This window comes from Mesorhizobium sp. LSJC280B00, assembly GCF_000502835.1.
Classification (GTDB): Bacteria; Pseudomonadota; Alphaproteobacteria; order Rhizobiales; family Rhizobiaceae; genus Mesorhizobium.
This window is the reverse complement of the sequence record NZ_AYVL01000005.1, coordinates 287,036-302,559: the sequence shown is the minus strand read 5'-3', so window position 1 is coordinate 302,559 and position 15,524 is coordinate 287,036. Positions and strand designations below refer to the sequence as shown.

13 protein-coding genes and 1 pseudogene are annotated in these 15,524 nt (G+C 60.8%); 7 read left to right on the top strand and 7 right to left on the bottom strand.

Annotated elements, in window-relative coordinates; genetic code table 11:
• Positions 1–84: 84 nt before the first annotated feature.
• The gene (locus X773_RS50250; protein WP_023675957.1) at positions 85–534 is read right to left on the bottom strand and encodes a cyclic nucleotide-binding domain-containing protein; all 450 of its coding nucleotides are present in this window, start codon (positions 532–534) and stop codon (positions 85–87) included.
• Between the two features lie 157 nt (positions 535–691).
• The gene (locus X773_RS50245) at positions 692–3,406 is read right to left on the bottom strand and encodes an ABC transporter ATP-binding protein (RefSeq protein WP_023675956.1); all 2,715 of its coding nucleotides are present in this window, start codon (positions 3,404–3,406) and stop codon (positions 692–694) included.
• A 2-nt stretch (positions 3,407–3,408) separates the two neighbouring features.
• Here X773_RS50245 and X773_RS76310 point away from each other — a divergent pair, with 2 nt between their 5' ends.
• Both X773_RS76310 and X773_RS50240 read left to right on the top strand, forming a co-directional pair.
• Complete coding sequence (locus tag X773_RS76310; protein ID WP_156937314.1) at positions 3,409–3,729, top strand: hypothetical protein; 321 nt, start codon at positions 3,409–3,411, stop codon at positions 3,727–3,729.
• A 145-nt stretch (positions 3,730–3,874) separates the two neighbouring features.
• Positions 3,875–4,543 (top strand): class I SAM-dependent methyltransferase, encoded by a 669-nt coding sequence (locus X773_RS50240; protein ID WP_156937317.1) that lies wholly within the window; start codon positions 3,875–3,877, stop codon positions 4,541–4,543.
• A 212-nt stretch (positions 4,544–4,755) separates the two neighbouring features.
• On the opposite strand, the gene X773_RS50235 is transcribed toward X773_RS50240, so the two are convergent.
• From X773_RS50235 to X773_RS74375, 4 genes and pseudogenes are all read right to left on the bottom strand, one after another.
• Positions 4,756–5,934, bottom strand: a complete 1,179-nt coding sequence (locus tag X773_RS50235) for a glycosyltransferase family protein (protein WP_023675953.1) — start codon at positions 5,932–5,934, stop codon at positions 4,756–4,758.
• Positions 5,931–7,175: a glycosyltransferase gene (locus tag X773_RS50230; protein WP_023675952.1), complete on the bottom strand. Its 1,245-nt coding sequence runs from the start codon at positions 7,173–7,175 to the stop codon at positions 5,931–5,933. Before X773_RS50230 ends, X773_RS50235 begins: the two co-directional genes overlap by 4 nt.
• Before the next feature lies 1 nt (position 7,176).
• The gene (locus X773_RS50225; protein WP_023675951.1) at positions 7,177–8,391 is read right to left on the bottom strand and encodes a glycosyltransferase family protein; all 1,215 of its coding nucleotides are present in this window, start codon (positions 8,389–8,391) and stop codon (positions 7,177–7,179) included.
• Positions 8,392–8,881: 490 nt separating this feature from the next.
• A pseudogene (locus X773_RS74375) lies at positions 8,882–9,185 on the bottom strand (ferritin-like domain-containing protein); the annotation flags it as partial.
• Between the two features lie 401 nt (positions 9,186–9,586).
• On the opposite strand from X773_RS74375, the gene X773_RS0137590 reads away from it, so the two are divergent.
• The gene (locus X773_RS0137590) at positions 9,587–9,925 is read left to right on the top strand and encodes a hypothetical protein (RefSeq protein ID WP_023675950.1); all 339 of its coding nucleotides are present in this window, start codon (positions 9,587–9,589) and stop codon (positions 9,923–9,925) included.
• 188 nt (positions 9,926–10,113) lie between these two features.
• Positions 10,114–11,352 (top strand): Xaa-Pro peptidase family protein, encoded by a 1,239-nt coding sequence (locus tag X773_RS50220; RefSeq protein WP_023675949.1) that lies wholly within the window; start codon positions 10,114–10,116, stop codon positions 11,350–11,352.
• Between the two features lie 9 nt (positions 11,353–11,361).
• Here X773_RS50220 and X773_RS50215 read toward each other — a convergent pair whose 3' ends face one another.
• The gene (locus X773_RS50215) at positions 11,362–12,234 is read right to left on the bottom strand and encodes a helix-turn-helix domain-containing protein (RefSeq protein ID WP_023675948.1); all 873 of its coding nucleotides are present in this window, start codon (positions 12,232–12,234) and stop codon (positions 11,362–11,364) included.
• Positions 12,235–12,340: 106 nt separating this feature from the next.
• Between X773_RS50215 and X773_RS50210 the strand changes: the two genes are divergently transcribed.
• The 3 genes from X773_RS50210 (at position 12,341) to X773_RS50200 (ending at position 15,524) form a co-directional block, all read left to right on the top strand.
• Complete coding sequence (locus X773_RS50210) at positions 12,341–13,612, top strand: extracellular solute-binding protein (RefSeq protein ID WP_023675947.1); 1,272 nt, start codon at positions 12,341–12,343, stop codon at positions 13,610–13,612.
• 203 nt (positions 13,613–13,815) lie between these two features.
• Entirely contained in the window at positions 13,816–14,676 is an 861-nt protein-coding gene (locus X773_RS50205) for a sugar ABC transporter permease (RefSeq protein ID WP_023675946.1), read from the top strand.
• Positions 14,673–15,524 (top strand): carbohydrate ABC transporter permease, encoded by an 852-nt coding sequence (locus tag X773_RS50200; protein ID WP_023675945.1) that lies wholly within the window; start codon positions 14,673–14,675, stop codon positions 15,522–15,524. The genes X773_RS50205 and X773_RS50200 overlap by 4 nt, the downstream gene beginning before the upstream one ends.

The window sequence follows — 15,524 nt, the reverse complement described above, 5'->3', positions numbered from 1 at the left end:
AGGCGAGACAGGCTTTCTCCGGGTGATCTTCTCAGCGAGAGGACAGTGCCGTCACGACGGCGAGGATCGAGCGCACGTCCTTCGTTATTTGGCGCTTCGTGCGTCGATCAGATCCGCGGTCGTATGGCTTAGGCGATCGGCAAGAACCCGCAATATCTCGATGGTCATTTCCGGGAACTCCCTCATAAGCCTCAGGAAATGATCCTTGCGGATTCTCAGGGCTTCCAGCGGACTTGCCGCTCTGACGGTGGCAGTGCGGGAGCTGTTGCACAATATGGCGATCTCGCCAACGATCGAATTTGGCTCCAGTTCGGCAACTTTTATCGGTCCGCTGTCGGAATCGACAAGAATATCCGCCCTGCCTGAAAGGATGACATAGGCGGCGTCTCCCTCGTCGCCCTGCCGGAAAAGGATCTGGCCGGCGCTGTAGCTCACACGATCGGATGTGAACGCAAGCAGCTTGAGCTTTGTCGGCTCGATGGCAGAGAACAAGGGAACGCGTTGCAGCATTCCAACTTCATCCTTGAGCAGCATTGTCGCAAACCTTCCAAAATTCGCGTTTGCCAGACTAGAGCAATGGACGCCCAGATGGAATCAATTCTCTTTCCGGGATGGCGAGACAAACCACGCGAAAGGTGGCGAGCCCGATATCGTGCACCGGCAGAATGATCCCATCTGAATGTCCGTTGCTCTATGACAACAGTTCCTTGAAGATACCGTTCCCTGCCAAAAGTGTCTCGTGTGTTCCGTCTTCCGCCAATTGACCCGAGTCGAAGACGATAACGCGATCGAACATCATCGCCATTGCCGGATTCGTCACGACCCACACAATTGCCGGCGAATGGCCGTCGCGCCTGGCTTCCTCGAGCACATTTCGCAGCACCTTATCCTGCATGCGCTGGTCGAGCGCCGACAGCGGCCGGTTGAGAATGAGAAAATCGGGACGCTTGAGCAAGGCCCGGGCAACATCGAGCTTCTGTCGCTGTCCACCGGTCAGCCGCCTGCCGCCGGAGCCGACGTTGAAGTCCAGGCCGACATCCAGAAGTTCGCCATAAAGCCCCAGTTCGTCAAGAATGTCATAGACGATGGAGCGTATGCGGTCGGGCGCGTCGGGATGATTGTTGCCCACACGCCCGAACAGGACATTATCCATGACGGTGGCCGCGGCAATGTATTTGGCAGGATCATACCGTTCGACCGCATTGTGCATCTCGGGCGGCAGGTCTTCATAGAACCGGTTGCGTGCAGCGACGATCTTGCTCATCAGCTCGTCGCTCAGCAGGCCGAAGCGGTGCCGGGGCTCGATATAGGCAAAGCTCAAGGTGACGATCATGGCGCGATCGTTCTCCGAAACCGCCTCGTAGGGACGGTTCTTGAGCCGTTGCAGCAAGGTTTCGTAGGCGGGTATCTCCTCCGCGCTCATGAAGGCGAGCTGCTGGAAGAACTGGTGATCGGGCGGCAGGTCGGCAAACAGCTCGATCGCCTGTTTGGCGATCTCCAAGCCCATTTCGTAGAGCGTGCGGTCGAGGCCGGCTTGCCTCAGCACGGAAGCAAAATAGGGATTGGCCGCCAGGGCCCTGTCGGCCAGTTCGGGGCCGGCGGCAGCGCCGAAGAGCAGGTTTTGGCCGATCGTTGCTTCCTTGTTGTAGGCGCCCGGTTCGAAAGGAACCACCAATCCGCTCAGCCCCTCTTGTTCCAGCCGGGTCCGCAGCGCCGCACGCAGTTCGACGATCCGCCTGGCAAGCTCCGTGTGACGCGTGAGATCGGCCGAAGAGCGCAAGCCGAGATCCAGAATGTCACGCGACAGAACAACCGCGTCGAGCACCCGGCGCACGGCTTCAAAGAGGTCGTGCGGGCCGGTAGCGCCAGCGGAAGCATAGTTGATCCAGTCGCTGTGGATATCAAGATCCGGATTGCCCGACCGGCGCGCCTCGTGAATGTTCCAGCGGTGCTGATCTGCCGCAGCACCGTCATAAGGCACCGATGTCAGCGGCGCATGCTTCAACCCGTAGAGCAGGTTGTCGCGGAGGCTTGCCTGGAACAGGAAAACATCCGACGAGGCATACGACATGCGCCGGCCGGTTACTGCTTCGGGGAGTTCAAGCAGGTCGTCGGTGCCCGAAGCGACCCTTCCGCTGTCCGGCCAGTTCAGCCGCGCGAAGGCTTCTGCAAGCGCCTCCGCTCCACCTGTTGCGGTACTGACCAGTGCCACCGTCTCACCCGGCTTGACCTGGAGGGAGATACGGTTAAGGAGCATTGCACCGCCATCGTCTGCTACGGACAGATTGATCGCCGACAGCGGCTTGGTCATCGGATCGGGATCGTCGATCGTCAATACCCCGATTTTCGGCGCGATGAGACCTTCGACGGTGAACTGTTCAACGACCTGTTGATATTTGACCTGGACATCCTGCCGATCCTGATCCCAGTCGATCAGTTCCTTCATCGGTCCGGGCAGGTCCTTGTAGGCGCCGATCACGGCCACGAGCTGGCCGACGTCCAGCCGCCCCTGGAGGACCAGATACCCGCCGATCATGTAGAACAGAAAGGGCGTGAGCTGCGCGAGAAAATTGTTGAGGAACTTCACCATGAATTTCCATTGGTAAAGATCGAAGCGGATCTTGAAGATGAGCCCGAGCCGGGCAGCTATGTCGGCGCGCTCGTAGTTTGATGTATCGTGGACGTGAACCGCGCCGATGCCGTCGACGATTTCGCCAACCCGGCCCGAAAGCGCGCGCGCCGTCAACTGCCGTTGGCGCCCGAGCACGATCAGCCGCCGCCGCATTCGCGGGATGAGCACGATCTGGATCGCCACGATCACGACCGCTATCATTCCGAGCCAGACGTTCTGGATCATGATGAACAGCATGGCCGTCAGCGCTTGGCCGCCGAGCAGTACCGGCTGCAGGAAGGCGTCGCCGATGAAGCCGCCCAGCGGCTCCACCTCGTCCTTCACCATGGTCGCCACTTCGGCGGATTTCACCCGCTTGAAGTAAACTGGCGGAAAACGCAGCACACGGTCGACCAGATCGAAGCGGATACGCCGCAGCATGCGTTCGCCGAGGCGGCCCTTGTAGGTGTTGATGTAGAATTTGAACAGGCCGTTGATGACGACTAGCAAGAGGAACACAAGGCTCAGGGCAAACAGGGTCTCCTCGCGGTCGAGCTGAAAACCGGAGAAGAACTGGACCTCTCCAATGAACGGCAGGTTGTAGTGTAGCCTCATGAATGGCTGGGTCGCGCCCGGTTGCTCGAAGCCGCGACCTTGGATCGGTCCGTTGACGATCAGCTTCGGCAGGTCGAAGGACATGAAATACGGGATCATCGAAAGCACGACGATCATCAATATCCAGAGCTGCTGCTTCTTGGTGTGCGTCCAGATATAGCGGGCTAGGCTGGCTTCCATATGTGGCTGTGGACCCTTCAGTTGGAAGGATGCAGGATGTAAAAGCACCTGCTGGCGAATGGCGTATCGGCAATTTCTTCATCGCCAACGACAAGCTCGAAGCTGCTGTGCACGGACATTGTCCTGCGCTCAACGATGCAAGGAATCTGCGAGGCGGCGCGATCCAGTTCCGGCGCATGGTCGATGGCAACGACATGGGCATTGTTGATCGGCGAAGAAAGCAGCTGGCCAAACGGTCCGCGGCTTTCGTAGGGCTTTGGCGAACAGCCGAGCAGCACGAGGCCGCAGCTGCGCGGCTGGTGCTGGCGGATGGACGCCGATGATCCGGACAGATGCAACAGGCTCTCTCCGGCACCGGGCAATAGCCAAGCGGCTTGCAGCATGATCACGTCCGCGGAATCAAACAGTCTTGCGGGAGGCAAGATTGCGTTGTGTCGCCCAAAATCCCAACATACAAGACGAATTATGATGGATGTCACGCAACCACGCAATGCCATGGACTGGCACGAGCAAGCCTTGGACCTCACGCGGGGAATTGCTGCTTATGTCAACTGCCCTCTCGTGGCAGGGCTGGCGCGCGTCGTCGCCAAGCATCCGAAGGCCGATATCGCCAACGCCTTCAACCACAAGCAGGTCGCCTGCAAGATGTGGGCGCTCGATAGGCTGTTCGAAAGCGGCGGCGGCCGCTTCGGGCGCATATGGGTTCTGGGTGGATGGTACGGCGTATTGCCGGCAATGCTTTTCAACGACGCCCGCTTCGACATCGCGGCGGTCGATAGCATCGACATCGACCCCGAAGTCGCGCCGGTCGCCCGGACCCTCAACCGGGAAGCCGGCGACCGGTTCCGGGCGCTGACGGCAGACATGTACGCACTCGACTATGCGGCCGGGCGGCCCGATCTGATAGTCAATACGAGCTGCGAACACATAGCCGATCTGCGCGCCTGGCTTGCTCTGCTTCCGCCGGGCACGAATGTACTGCTGCAATCGAACGATTATTTCAGCGAGCCGACGCACATCAACTGCGTGGCTTCGCTTGCAGCCTTCGAGGAAATGGCGGCGCTACGGGAGGTGCGGTTCTCCGGCGAACTGCCGACAAAAAATTATACGCGCTTCATGCTGATTGGAACTGTTTAATGCATTTCGCCCAAAAGCGCGTAGCGGTTTTGGGACAACGACACGCATAAAACAGGACTTGAAGCGCGTCGCACGAATCTCACCAGACGCGACGCGCGTTAGAGCATTTGCAGGAAAGTGTGGAAACGGCTTTCCGTCCGGAATTGCGTCAAAACAAAGAGACAGAGCGGTTCTGCGTGAAACGATGAACCGCTCTAGGATCTATCGTCTGTTCAATCATGAACTTTTCCGAAACCGGGCCCCACATTTAGGGACCATGTTCGATGCCGCTCGCGCAGGATTTGCGCGGAGCGACGCGCGCCTTCCAGATCGAGACGATGCGCGGATGGCGTCGGTTCCACAAGCGCTTGTTCGATCGCTTGCGCCAAACCTTCAGGCGTCAGATCCTTTTCCATCAGCACCGTTGCAAGACCGAGTTCTTCGAGCATCAGGGCGCGAACCGTCTGTTCGGTTTCCCCGCCGGCTGCAAATGGGACGAGCAGGGAGCGACAACCCGCGCGCAGGACATCGCAGACCGTGTTGTAACCCGCCTGCGAGACTGACAGGCGGGCGCCGGTCAGCAGGCTGGCGAAATCCTCGCGGAACCGGAAGATGGACAGGCCCGGCGTGGCATCGCGTGCGATCGCGTCAAACTCGTCTTTCGGCAGGTTTGGGCCGGTGATCAAACACCATTTCCAAGCGTTGTTGGCATTCCGCGCCGCTGCGATGGTGGATCTGACAAGGCTCTTTCCGGCAGCCCCGCCGCCAACCGACACCAGAACGTCGAAGCGCTCGGAGGCCGCGGGCGATGGCGGCGCGGCAACGAGCCCCGTGTAGGTGACCTCGGCCCTGATCGCCCCAGCCAGTGGAAATGTCTTGTCGATGGTTGCGAAAGCCGGATCGCCATGGACCATAACAAGATCGAAATGCCTGTTGATGAGATCGACCGTTTCCTCGTTTCGGCCCAGCTTGACGCGCTCCTGGAGGATATCACGGACGGACGTCGCCAGCAGCGGTCTGGGCGACGTCGCGTCGATGGCCTCGATCAGCGGCAAGAGTTCGAAACGCATCTGCCGGCGTCCAAATGGAAACGCCTCGACAATGACGATATCAGGCCTGCAATCCCGGAATGCCTGCAGCAGCATCTCTGAACGCCATTTCTTGAAATCATCGTCGATCGGGTTGCCTTGCAGGTCGACAAGTCCCGAAAATCCTTCATCACCGGAGGTGACAGGTGGCAGGGTTACAGATTGTACACCCAGTCCCGGAAACCCGGCGATCGGCGCTCCGCCGGTCACGACGGTAACGTCAAACCCGTCATCGACCAGAGCCGCCGCAATGCGGCTGGCGCGCGCGAGATGGCCGATGCCGAGCAGGTGCTGGACATAGAAGAAAGCGCGCAGCCGCTTCATTCGGCGGCCCGCCACTCCCGCTCGAACAGTTCCTTGAGCTGTCCAATGCTTGCCATATGATCGAAATTGCCGCGCACGCGCCGCTCTGCGGCGTCGCCGAGGCGGTCGCGGAGCACGGGATCACGGATCAGGCGCTCCAGCGCCTGTGCCAGGGCAATCGGGTTTTCCGTCGGAACCAGCAACCCGGTTTCATCCGGCGATAAAAGCTCCGGCACGCCGGAAATATCGGTCGACACGCAGGCAAGCCGCTGGCTAGCCGCCTCCACCAGAACGTTCGGCAGACCGTCGCGGTCGCCATTTGCGGTGATCCTGCAGGCCAGGGCGAAGATGTCGGCGCGGCGGTAGCGCTCAAGCACCTCCTCCTGCGCAAGCGCGCCTTTCCAAGAGACGCGACCATCCAGGCCGAGCTTTTGCGCCAGCGCCTTGAACCGTTCCAGTTCTTCGCCGCCGCCGATATGCTCGAAACGCCACGCCAAATCGCCGGGCAACAGGGCAAGGGCCTCCAGCAACGTATCGTAACCTTTCTTTTCAACGGCGCGCCCGACACTCAGAACGACAACCGGTTCGTCCGGAGCCGAGCCGTCATGCTGCTTTCGCGCCTCGCCGAAACTGCCGAAGCGATCAAGGTCGAGCCCATGATAGCTCAGATGCACAGACGAGTTGCCGTTAGCGAGTTTTTTCAGACGATCGAAGCCGGTTTTCGTGCAAGTGACCGTCCAGCGCGCCGAGGAAAGCTTGCCGGCCAGATCCCAGTCCGCCGAAGTCCAGATGTCCTTGGCATGGGCCGAGCAGGTCCAGGGCAGGCCACGAAGCTGGCTGGCATAGCGCGTCACCGATGCAGGCGTGTGCGCGAAATGTGCATGCAGCCAGCCCGCGTTTTCCGGCCATTCGGCCGCCAGCACGAGCGCTTGCCCGAAGCGGCGCGCGCGATTGCGCGTAAAGTCGCGGGGCATATCGGCAGCCAGCGATCCGAGCGCGCGCCAGAAGCCCGGACGCAGCAGACAGGCAAACAGCGAGCGAAGCACGCGCAGCGGCTCTTCATGCAGATATTCCGGCAGATAATGGACGGGCGCTTTGATCTCGTCATGCACGGGGTGGCGTTTTTCGTCGGTCGGCCGCCTGAGCGCGACGAGTATCAGGTCGAACCCCGCACGCTCAAGACCGAGCAGTTCCTGCGCGATGAAGGTTTCGGACAGCCGCGGGTAACCCTTCAGAACCACGACGATCTTGCGATGTTGCAACTCAGGTCATTCCTTCAATGACCGAAAGGTGATGGCCGGCCCGCCGGTCGAGCAGTTCCGCGACGATTTCGGAAATATGAGGCAGCCCCTCCAGCGTCAGATGCGGATTGCTCTGCGATGGGCGGGGCCGGTCCGGCAGCACCTTCAGTGCATCAGCAAACCGCCGGGAATCCTCGGCTTCTTCCGGCAAAAGCATCTCGATGAGGCCGAGTTCGGCTGCGCGCCGTGCGCGGATCAGTTGTTCCTGGCGGGGCTCGACGCGCGGCACGATCAGCGCCGGCTTGTCGAAAGACAGTATCTCGCAATAGGTGTTGTAGCCGCCCATCGCCACTACCGCCTTGGCGCCGGCAATCAGGTCTTCCATGCGGTTGTCGAACTCGATGATCTTGATGTAGGGGATCTTGGACCCCTTCTTGAGCAGCTTGTTGCGCTTGCGCGCCGGCATGTAAGGCCCAAGCACGATCAGGGCTCTATGCTGCAATTGCGGATCCTGCTGATAGGCATCGATGACGTCGTGGATCAGATCGGCGCCGTCACCGCCGCCACCGGTAGTAACGAGGATATAGTCGCCCTCGGGCCGGTGGCCGGGCAACTCGTTCCGCTGCAGGCTCCGTTGCAGGAAACCGACGAACCTCATCTTTGCCCTGACAGCCGGGGGCACATCCAAGCCGGTCAACGGATCGTAGAAATCCGGCGGACCATAGGCCCAGACCTTGTCGTAGAAGACGCCTATCTTGCGCATCACGTCTCTGCGTGCCCACTCTGCTTCGAGCAGATGCGGCGCATCCATCACCTCGCGCAGGCCAAGCACCAGCGTGGTGCCCCGCGTCTTGAGGTAGGACAGCGTGTCCTCAATCTCACCGCGCAGGCCGAGCGGTTCCTTGTCGACGATGAAGATATCCGGCCGGAAGGTCTCAGCTGTATGGCGGATGATCGACTGGCGCATCCTTAGCGTCTCATGCAGATCGATGTCCTTTTCCAGCGAGGTGTATTCGCCGTTGCGCAGCTTGATGACGCTGGGGATCTTCACGAAGTCGACACGGGCGCGGTAGTCGAAGGCGCCAGCGATAGTCGCACCCGAAATGATAAGCACCTGAAGTCCGCGGAAATCCTCGACCAGCGAATGCGCGATAGTCCGGCAGCGCTGCAAATGGCCGAGCCCGAACGTGTCGTGGCTGTACATGAGAATTCGAGCGTTTTCTGCGTGCTGGGTCATTGTTGAACGTCTCTTAGAATTCTCGCCTTGAGGACCGTGAGCGACCCGCAGGATTCGAAACCATCCTCGCGGGTCTACCGACCTGTTCTGAAACATGAGGGCGCAATTTTCAATTCGTATTACAAAGAGGGTCCATATGCTGAAACCAGGAAGCTACGTCTGCTCAGCGGCCTGCTTGCCACGTGGTCCAGAAGAACCTGCATCATTTCACTGGTATTGACCATCTCGGATTCTCGGCGGCCTTGACCGCTGCGAAAAACGTGGAAACTCCAGAATGGAATAAGGTATGGGCTGGGTACTTCACTCCGAGCGTCTAAGCCAAGCTCCTAAACCATGATGTGCCTTGGCGGTGGGAAGCCGGAGCGTTGACGGAGTAGGGGACACGTTCGAACCGCCTAGATCTTGACTTCTCAGACCAGAATCTAGGGGTCAGGAGTTCGACTCTTTTCGGGCGAGCCAATTGAACTCACTAGCTTTTTGGACGCCATGGGCGCATGAACTCGCCGATTGCAGGCGTGTCAAAGCTGACCTGTTTGCCGCCAACGACAGCGCCGGCCTTCGGACCGGCATCCGAGTCTTCGATCCCTTTCCGGTTGTGCCGCGCAGGTAATATTCGGCTTCCATATATTCGAGATTGAGGGCGAACCGGAAAAAATGTCTTCGTCTTTGACCTCATCCTGCGCATAGGCCCGGGAAACCGGGGCAAGGCCGGTGGCCGAAGCGAGCGTTGCTCCCAGGCCAAACTGCAACGCGCGGCGGCGCGAAACACGAAATGCAGGCGTGACGCGGATCATGGCTTCCTCCCAAAAGCCCGCCGGCATCAAACATTTTGGCACCTCAAAAGCGCGCCTGCGCTCCCAACTTCACGAAATGTGGAATGTTCCTCAATCGCCTTGAATGATCTCACCGATGGCCGAGCAGCTAGGTTTCCTCGACCCTAGCCTGATGTCAGCCGACGCACACTGCGCTGTAGCGGCGCCGGATCTGCCGGCAGCAAAAATCCCGCCGCTGCGGTCGTCCGAAGTACGCTGTCGATAAAATCCAGGACTTTTGCGTATCGATTTCGGACCAAGGTCCGTCTTGTAGAATACTGTATTTGAACAAAGCTAGGTAACAGCCGACTTTCGGATTCGAAAGTCCTGACGTTTTTCATCTGAAACCCATCCTGGCGGGAGGGCGACTCGAAGGAGGAACTATGAAAACGCGCACCTGTCTATTCGCGACTGTAGCCGCTCTCACCCTTGTCGCATCTCCGGTACTCGCTGCTCCCGGCGGCAATGGCAATGGCAACGGCAATGGCGGCAGCAACGGTAACGGCGGAAACTCGGCCGGGGCCGGCTCGCAGGGACACGGAGCCGCCACTTCCGCCGCGGCCAAGGACAAGTCGACGACCGGCGTTGCTCATGCAATGGCGGTCGTTGCCACGACACCGGCCTCACCGCAGGCAACGCTGGCCTTGCAGGCAGCGCTGGATAGGAAGGCCGCGAAAGACGCGGCAGACACTGCCGACGACACCTCTGACGAAACCGAGTAAGCATTCGAAACAGACCACTTGTCGCGTTGAAAGCCGTGGTTCGCCGCGGCTTTTTTCGTTTCCCGACGACGAACTCTCAAGGTGAACAGCGCTTCCAGAAAAAAGCTGCTCCACGGCGGCACTGAAGCTACGCTAAGGCCAAACGCCGCCGCATCGGCGTCGGATTCGAGTGCATTCGAGGAGATCCCATGACCGGCTTTGTCGACCGCGAGCGCGCAACTGACCTGATGCAGCGCGCCGGCATCGAGGCGCTGGTGCTTTGCGAGCCCGAGGCGTTCCAATATGCCACCGGTGCCTGGATCGGCCCGGCCGGCCTGTTCCGGCGGGCCGGCGCCGGTTTCGTCGTTATTCCCAAGCGAGGCGACCTGCCGATCGGCGTCGTGGTGGCGGATTTCCAGGCTGCCCGGCTCCGGGCGGCGATGGCCGGCGCCGTGCTGCGCACGCATGCGATCTGGATCGAATCGGCGTCGCTCGAGCCGGCGACGGCCGACCGGCCTGTTGCGCAGCGCATCGAGGCCGGCCTGGTTGGCCGCGCTCCCGGTTTTTCACGTCCGGCGACCTTTGAGCTTGCCCGCTCCGTCCGCGAGCTGAAAACGATCCTCGCAGAATTCGGGCTGGAGCGTGCGACGCTCGGCATCGAGCTGGATTTCGTCTCGGCCAGCGATTTTTCCGCGATGCAGGCGATGTTGCCGGGCACTGCCCTGGTCAACGGCTCACCGGTTCTCGACAGGCTGCGGGCAATCAAATCGCAGAGCGAGATCGACCTTCTGCAGCAGGGCATCGCCCTGTCGGAAGCCGGCCTGTCGCGGCTGCAGCAGCATGCGACAAACGGCATGCGTCAGTCTGAGCTGGTCGCGCTTTACCGGCAAGGCGTCGCGGATGCAGCCGCCGGGTCGTCGCAGCAAATCTCGACGGCGGAATACGTCACGCTGGGCGCTCGCCCGAAAGGCGCCGACGCCGTCGCCGCCGCCGGCGATCCGCTGAAGGCCGACATGGTGTGCAGCGTGAACGGCTATGCCTCGGATATGTCGCGGAATTTCACCTTCGGGCCGCCGTCGCCCGAACAGGCCGAATTGCATGCGATAGCCGAACGCGCCTTCGCCGACGGGCTTGCCGCGCTTATGCCCGGAAAGCCGTTAGCCGCCGTGCATCGCGCCGCCAGCGAAAGCCTGGCGCGCCAGGGCCTGCGTTCCTATCGCCGCGGCCATTTCGGCCACGGCGTCGGCCATTCCGTGTTTTCCGAGCAATGGCCGTTCATCTCGGCCGACAGCAATGTCGTGATCGAGGCCGGCATGGTGCTGGCATTCGAGATCCCGCTCTACATCGACGGTCTCGCCAGCTTCAATCTCGAGGACCAGTTCCTGATCACCGCCAACGGGCCGTCGCCGATGAACCGCCTGCCGAGGCGCCTGGATATTATCGGCTGAATCCAGCCGTTATCTGGCGCCGGCCACGCCCCTGCGGAAATCCGACGGCGACATGCCGGAAAGCTTGCGGAACGACTTGTTGAAGGCACTGAGCGAGCCGAAGCCCGATTCCATGGCGACGCGCAGCACATTGGCATCCTGATGCATCAGCAGCGCCTGCGCGTAGCTGAGGCGCAGCAAATTCACATATTCATTGAGCGTCATGCCGGTCGATTTCTTGAAGATGCTCATGGCGTATTTGGGATGGATATCGGCCGCCGCGGCGATGTCGACGCAATCGATCTCGTAGAGGAAATTCTCGGCGATGAAGTCGCACATGCGCCCGACATTGCGCAGCGATTGCTGATCGAAGGGACTGCCTATCTCCTGTTCGACCGGGGTTTCGGGCACCAGCCGGTAAGGCTCGAAGCGCACCCGCTCCAGCCGCAGCAACAGCTCGTTGACGGCATGCTCGGCCTTGACCGGGTCGCCGGAGCGGGCATAGCGGTTCCAGCGCTCGAAATTGTGGTCGTCCGAACGGTCGGTGGCGTCGGTCACCAGCGTCGCCCCGGTCATCAGTCTGTTGCGGACCTCGACGGGCAAATGCAGCCGGAAGAAATGCACCAGCGGCAAATGCGCGCCGGCATAGATGGCATCGTCGGAGGCTTCGTCCATCTGGTGCGGCAGGCCGCCCCAGAACAGGCACATGTCGCCCGCAGAAAGCGAAAGCCCGTGCCCGTCCATGCGGTAATGCACGGCGCCACGCACGATGAAATTCACCTCGACCTGGGCGTGCCAATGCGGCTTGAGCATCACCAGGGGCTGGGTGTGGAACATCTGCAGCAGCAGCGGCAGGCCCTCCACGCTGCTGGCGCCAGGCTGGTAAAACGGCCTTTCCGGCATCTTACTTTCCGCTCATTTCTTATTCCCTTTGTCGCGGACAAGGCTTTCCCGAGGCCTAGTCTAGCCACGCTCGCAAACAGAGAGCAACTGAAATGGGAGGATTTCAATGCGCATAAAATTGACCTGCGCCGCGCTCGCGCTTGCCTTGGGCTCCAGCCCGGCCTTTGCGCAGTCCGGTGAAATCACGATCTGGAGCTGGAATATCGCCGCTTCGTCGCTGAAGGCGACCATAGCGGGCTTCAACAAGCAGTATCCCGACATCAAGGTGACGGTCGAGGACCTTGGCAACCAGCCGACCTACGACAAATCGATCGCCGGCTGTGCCGCCGGCGGCGAGGGGCTGCCTGACATCGTTACGATTGAGAACGGCGAAGCCGAAAACTACTGGAGCCAGTTCCCGGATTGCTTCGTCGACCTGCATACGCTCGGCTACACCGCGGAAGACCAGGCAAAATTCCCCGACTTCAAGCGTACCGAGCTCGAGGTTGACGACAAGGCCTATGCGATGCCCTGGGATTCCGGTCCAGTGGCGATGTTCTACCGCCGCGACTTCTACGAGAAGGCTGGCGTCGATCCGTCCTCGATCAAGACCTGGGACGATTTCATCGCCGCCGCCAAGAAAATCCAGGCCGCCAATCCCGGCGTCACGATGACCAACGCCGATTTCAACGGCGATTCCGAATTCTTCCGCATGATCTCCAACGAGCAGGGTTGCGCCTACTTCTCCGCCGACGGGCAATCGATCACGGTCAACCAGCCCAAATGCGTCGATGCCATGACCAAGATCAAGGAGATGAAGGACGCCGGCATCATTTCCTCTGCCGACTGGAGCACCAAGATCACCAACAATACCGCCGGCAAGGTCGCCACGCAGATGTATGGCGGCTGGTATGAAGGCACCGTGCGCACCGAATCGCCCGATGGGGCAGGCAAATGGGGCGTCTATCTGATGCCGAGCCTGACCGCCGACGGTCCGCGCGCCGCCAATCTCGGCGGCTCCTCGCTCGCCATCACCTCGGTGTCTAAGAACAAGGAAGCCGCCTACGCCTATCTGAAATACACGCTTGCGACGAATGAGGGCCAGATCACCATGCTGAAAGGCTTCGGCCTGGTGCCGTCGCTGATCTCGGCGCTCAACGACCCTTATGTCTCCGAAGGCCTGCCCTATTGGGGTGGCCAGGCCGTGTGGAAGGACATCCTCGGCACCTTGCCCAAGGTCGTCCCCAGCCGCGGCACGCCGTTCCAGAGCGACGCCGAAATCATCATCCGCGCGGTGCAGACCAAATATCTGGCCGGCGGCTATCCCGACGCCAAGGCAGCTCTCGACGATGCCGCAAGCCAGATCGCCGCGGCGACCGGCCTGCCGGTCAAGTCGTGATCTAGACGAGGCGGCTCCGAGCGCGCGGCTCCTTCTCCCCTTGTTGGAGAAGGTATCGCCGAAGGCGACGGATGAGGGGTGCTCCAGCTTGGCGCCGGCGGCACTCCGGCCATCACCCCTCAACCGTCTCGGCGCTACGCGCCGATCCACCTTCTCCCACAAGGGGAGAAGGCAAGAACTTGAAAGCAGAAAGGAGGAAAACGATGCGCTACCAGAACGCCACGGCGTATCGCTTCCTCGCGCCGTATCTGCTGATTTTTTCGATCTTCTGGCTGTGGCCGATCATCGATTCCTTCCTGATCTCGTTCCAGGCGACGCGCACTGTGCCGTGGCGCTTCGCGCCGACCTTCAACTGGGGCCGGTTGATCGGCGATCCGGCCTTCTTCAATGCCTTGAAGAACACATTGCTGATCCTTGTCATCCAGGTGCCGGTGATGATTTCCCTGGCGATTGTGATGGCGGTGCTTTTGAATTCGCCACTGCTCAAGGCCCGTGGCCTGTTCCGCTTTGCCTTCTTCGCGCCGGTCGTGGTCGGCGAGGTCGCCTATTCGGCGGTTTTCCGGCTGATGTTCAATCTCGACTACGGCATCATCAACAAATTGCTGAACGGCATCGGCCTGCCCAGTGTCGACTGGTTTACCAACGTCACCCCGGCGATGGCGGTGATCATGATGGCGGTGACGTGGCGCTGGGCCGGCTACAACGCCATCATCCTGCTCGCCGGCCTGCAGTCGATTCCCGAGGATGTCTACGAGGCGGCGACCCTGGACCGGGTCAGCAAGGTCAAACAGTTCTTCTACATCACGCTGCCGCTGCTCAAGCCGATCATCGTGTTCTGCGCCGTGCTGTCGATCATCGGCACCATGCAGCTGTTCACCGAGCCCTTCCTGATCACCGAGCGCGGCGGGCCGGGCGGCGGCACCGAAACGCTCGGGCTGCTGCTTTACCGCCAGGGCTTCCGGTCGCTCAATTTCGGCTACGCTTCGGCCGTCGCCTACACCATGGCCGGGCTGGCGATTGCCATTTCGCTGGTGCAGATATGGCTGACGAGGGAACCGAAATGACCTCGCACTCAAGAGTCAGCCGTTCCCAGGCCAGATTGGGACGCAGCATCGCGCTGCATCTGTTCCTGACGCCGCTGGCGCTGGTCTGGCTGTTTCCGCTGTGGATGATGGTGGTTTTTTCGACGATGCCCGACAACGGCATCTTCAGCCCCGACATCGAGCTTTTGCCGCATGGCAATTTCCTCGACAATGTCAGCAATCTGCAGCGCGGCACCAATTTCATCGGTGCCATCGGCATCTCCGTCTCGGTGGCGGTGACCTATACCTTCCTGTCGGTGATGCTGACCTCGATGGCCGGCTGGGCGCTGGCGCGTTACAACTTCTTCGGCAAGGGCATGGTCGTCGCCATCATCTTCGGCACCATCACGCTGCCCTATGCGGTCGTGCTGATCCCGCAATTCATCATGGTGGCGCGCGACTTCAAGCTCGCCAACACTTGGGTAGCGCTGATCGTGCCGCCGCTGTTCAATTCGCTGGGCGTGCTCTTCATGCGGCAGAGTTTTTCGATGATGCCGCACGAGCTGTTCGACGCCGCCAAGGTCGAGGGCGTCAAGGAATGGCGGATATTCCTGTTCGTCGCACTGCCTCTGGCGCGGCCGATGCTGGCGGCGCTCGCCATCATCCTCTTCCTTGCCTCCTGGAACAACTATCTCTGGCCGCTGCTGATCAATTCCAAGCCGGGCGCAATGACCGCGCCCGTGGCGCTCGGCACGCTGATCGGTCTCACCAAGGTGTCCTGGGGCGGCATCATGGCGGGCGCGGTGATGCTGACGGCGCCAATGCTCGTCGTGTTCGTGCTTCTGCAGCGCCATTTCGTTGCCGGCATCGCCGCCGGCGCCATCAAGTAA

Bases quoted from the DNA above. Each gene is read 5' to 3' on its own strand.
- X773_RS50240 (WP_156937317.1), top strand. From the start codon at position 3,875: ATGGATGTCACGCAACCACGCAATGCCATGGACTGGCACGAGCAAGCC.
- X773_RS50215 (WP_023675948.1), bottom strand. From the start codon at position 12,234: ATGCCGGAAAGGCCGTTTTACCAGCCTGGCGCCAGCAGCGTGGAGGGC.
- X773_RS0137590 (WP_023675950.1), top strand. From the start codon at position 9,587: ATGAAAACGCGCACCTGTCTATTCGCGACTGTAGCCGCTCTCACCCTT.
- X773_RS50225 (WP_023675951.1), bottom strand. From the start codon at position 8,391: ATGACCCAGCACGCAGAAAACGCTCGAATTCTCATGTACAGCCACGAC.
- X773_RS50250 (WP_023675957.1), bottom strand. From the start codon at position 534: ATGCTGCTCAAGGATGAAGTTGGAATGCTGCAACGCGTTCCCTTGTTC.
- X773_RS50235 (WP_023675953.1), bottom strand. From the start codon at position 5,934: ATGAAGCGGCTGCGCGCTTTCTTCTATGTCCAGCACCTGCTCGGCATC.
- X773_RS50200 (WP_023675945.1), top strand. From the start codon at position 14,673: ATGACCTCGCACTCAAGAGTCAGCCGTTCCCAGGCCAGATTGGGACGC.
- X773_RS50245 (WP_023675956.1), bottom strand. From the start codon at position 3,406: ATGGAAGCCAGCCTAGCCCGCTATATCTGGACGCACACCAAGAAGCAG.
- X773_RS50220 (WP_023675949.1), top strand. From the start codon at position 10,114: ATGACCGGCTTTGTCGACCGCGAGCGCGCAACTGACCTGATGCAGCGC.
- X773_RS50205 (WP_023675946.1), top strand. From the start codon at position 13,816: ATGCGCTACCAGAACGCCACGGCGTATCGCTTCCTCGCGCCGTATCTG.
- X773_RS50210 (WP_023675947.1), top strand. From the start codon at position 12,341: ATGCGCATAAAATTGACCTGCGCCGCGCTCGCGCTTGCCTTGGGCTCC.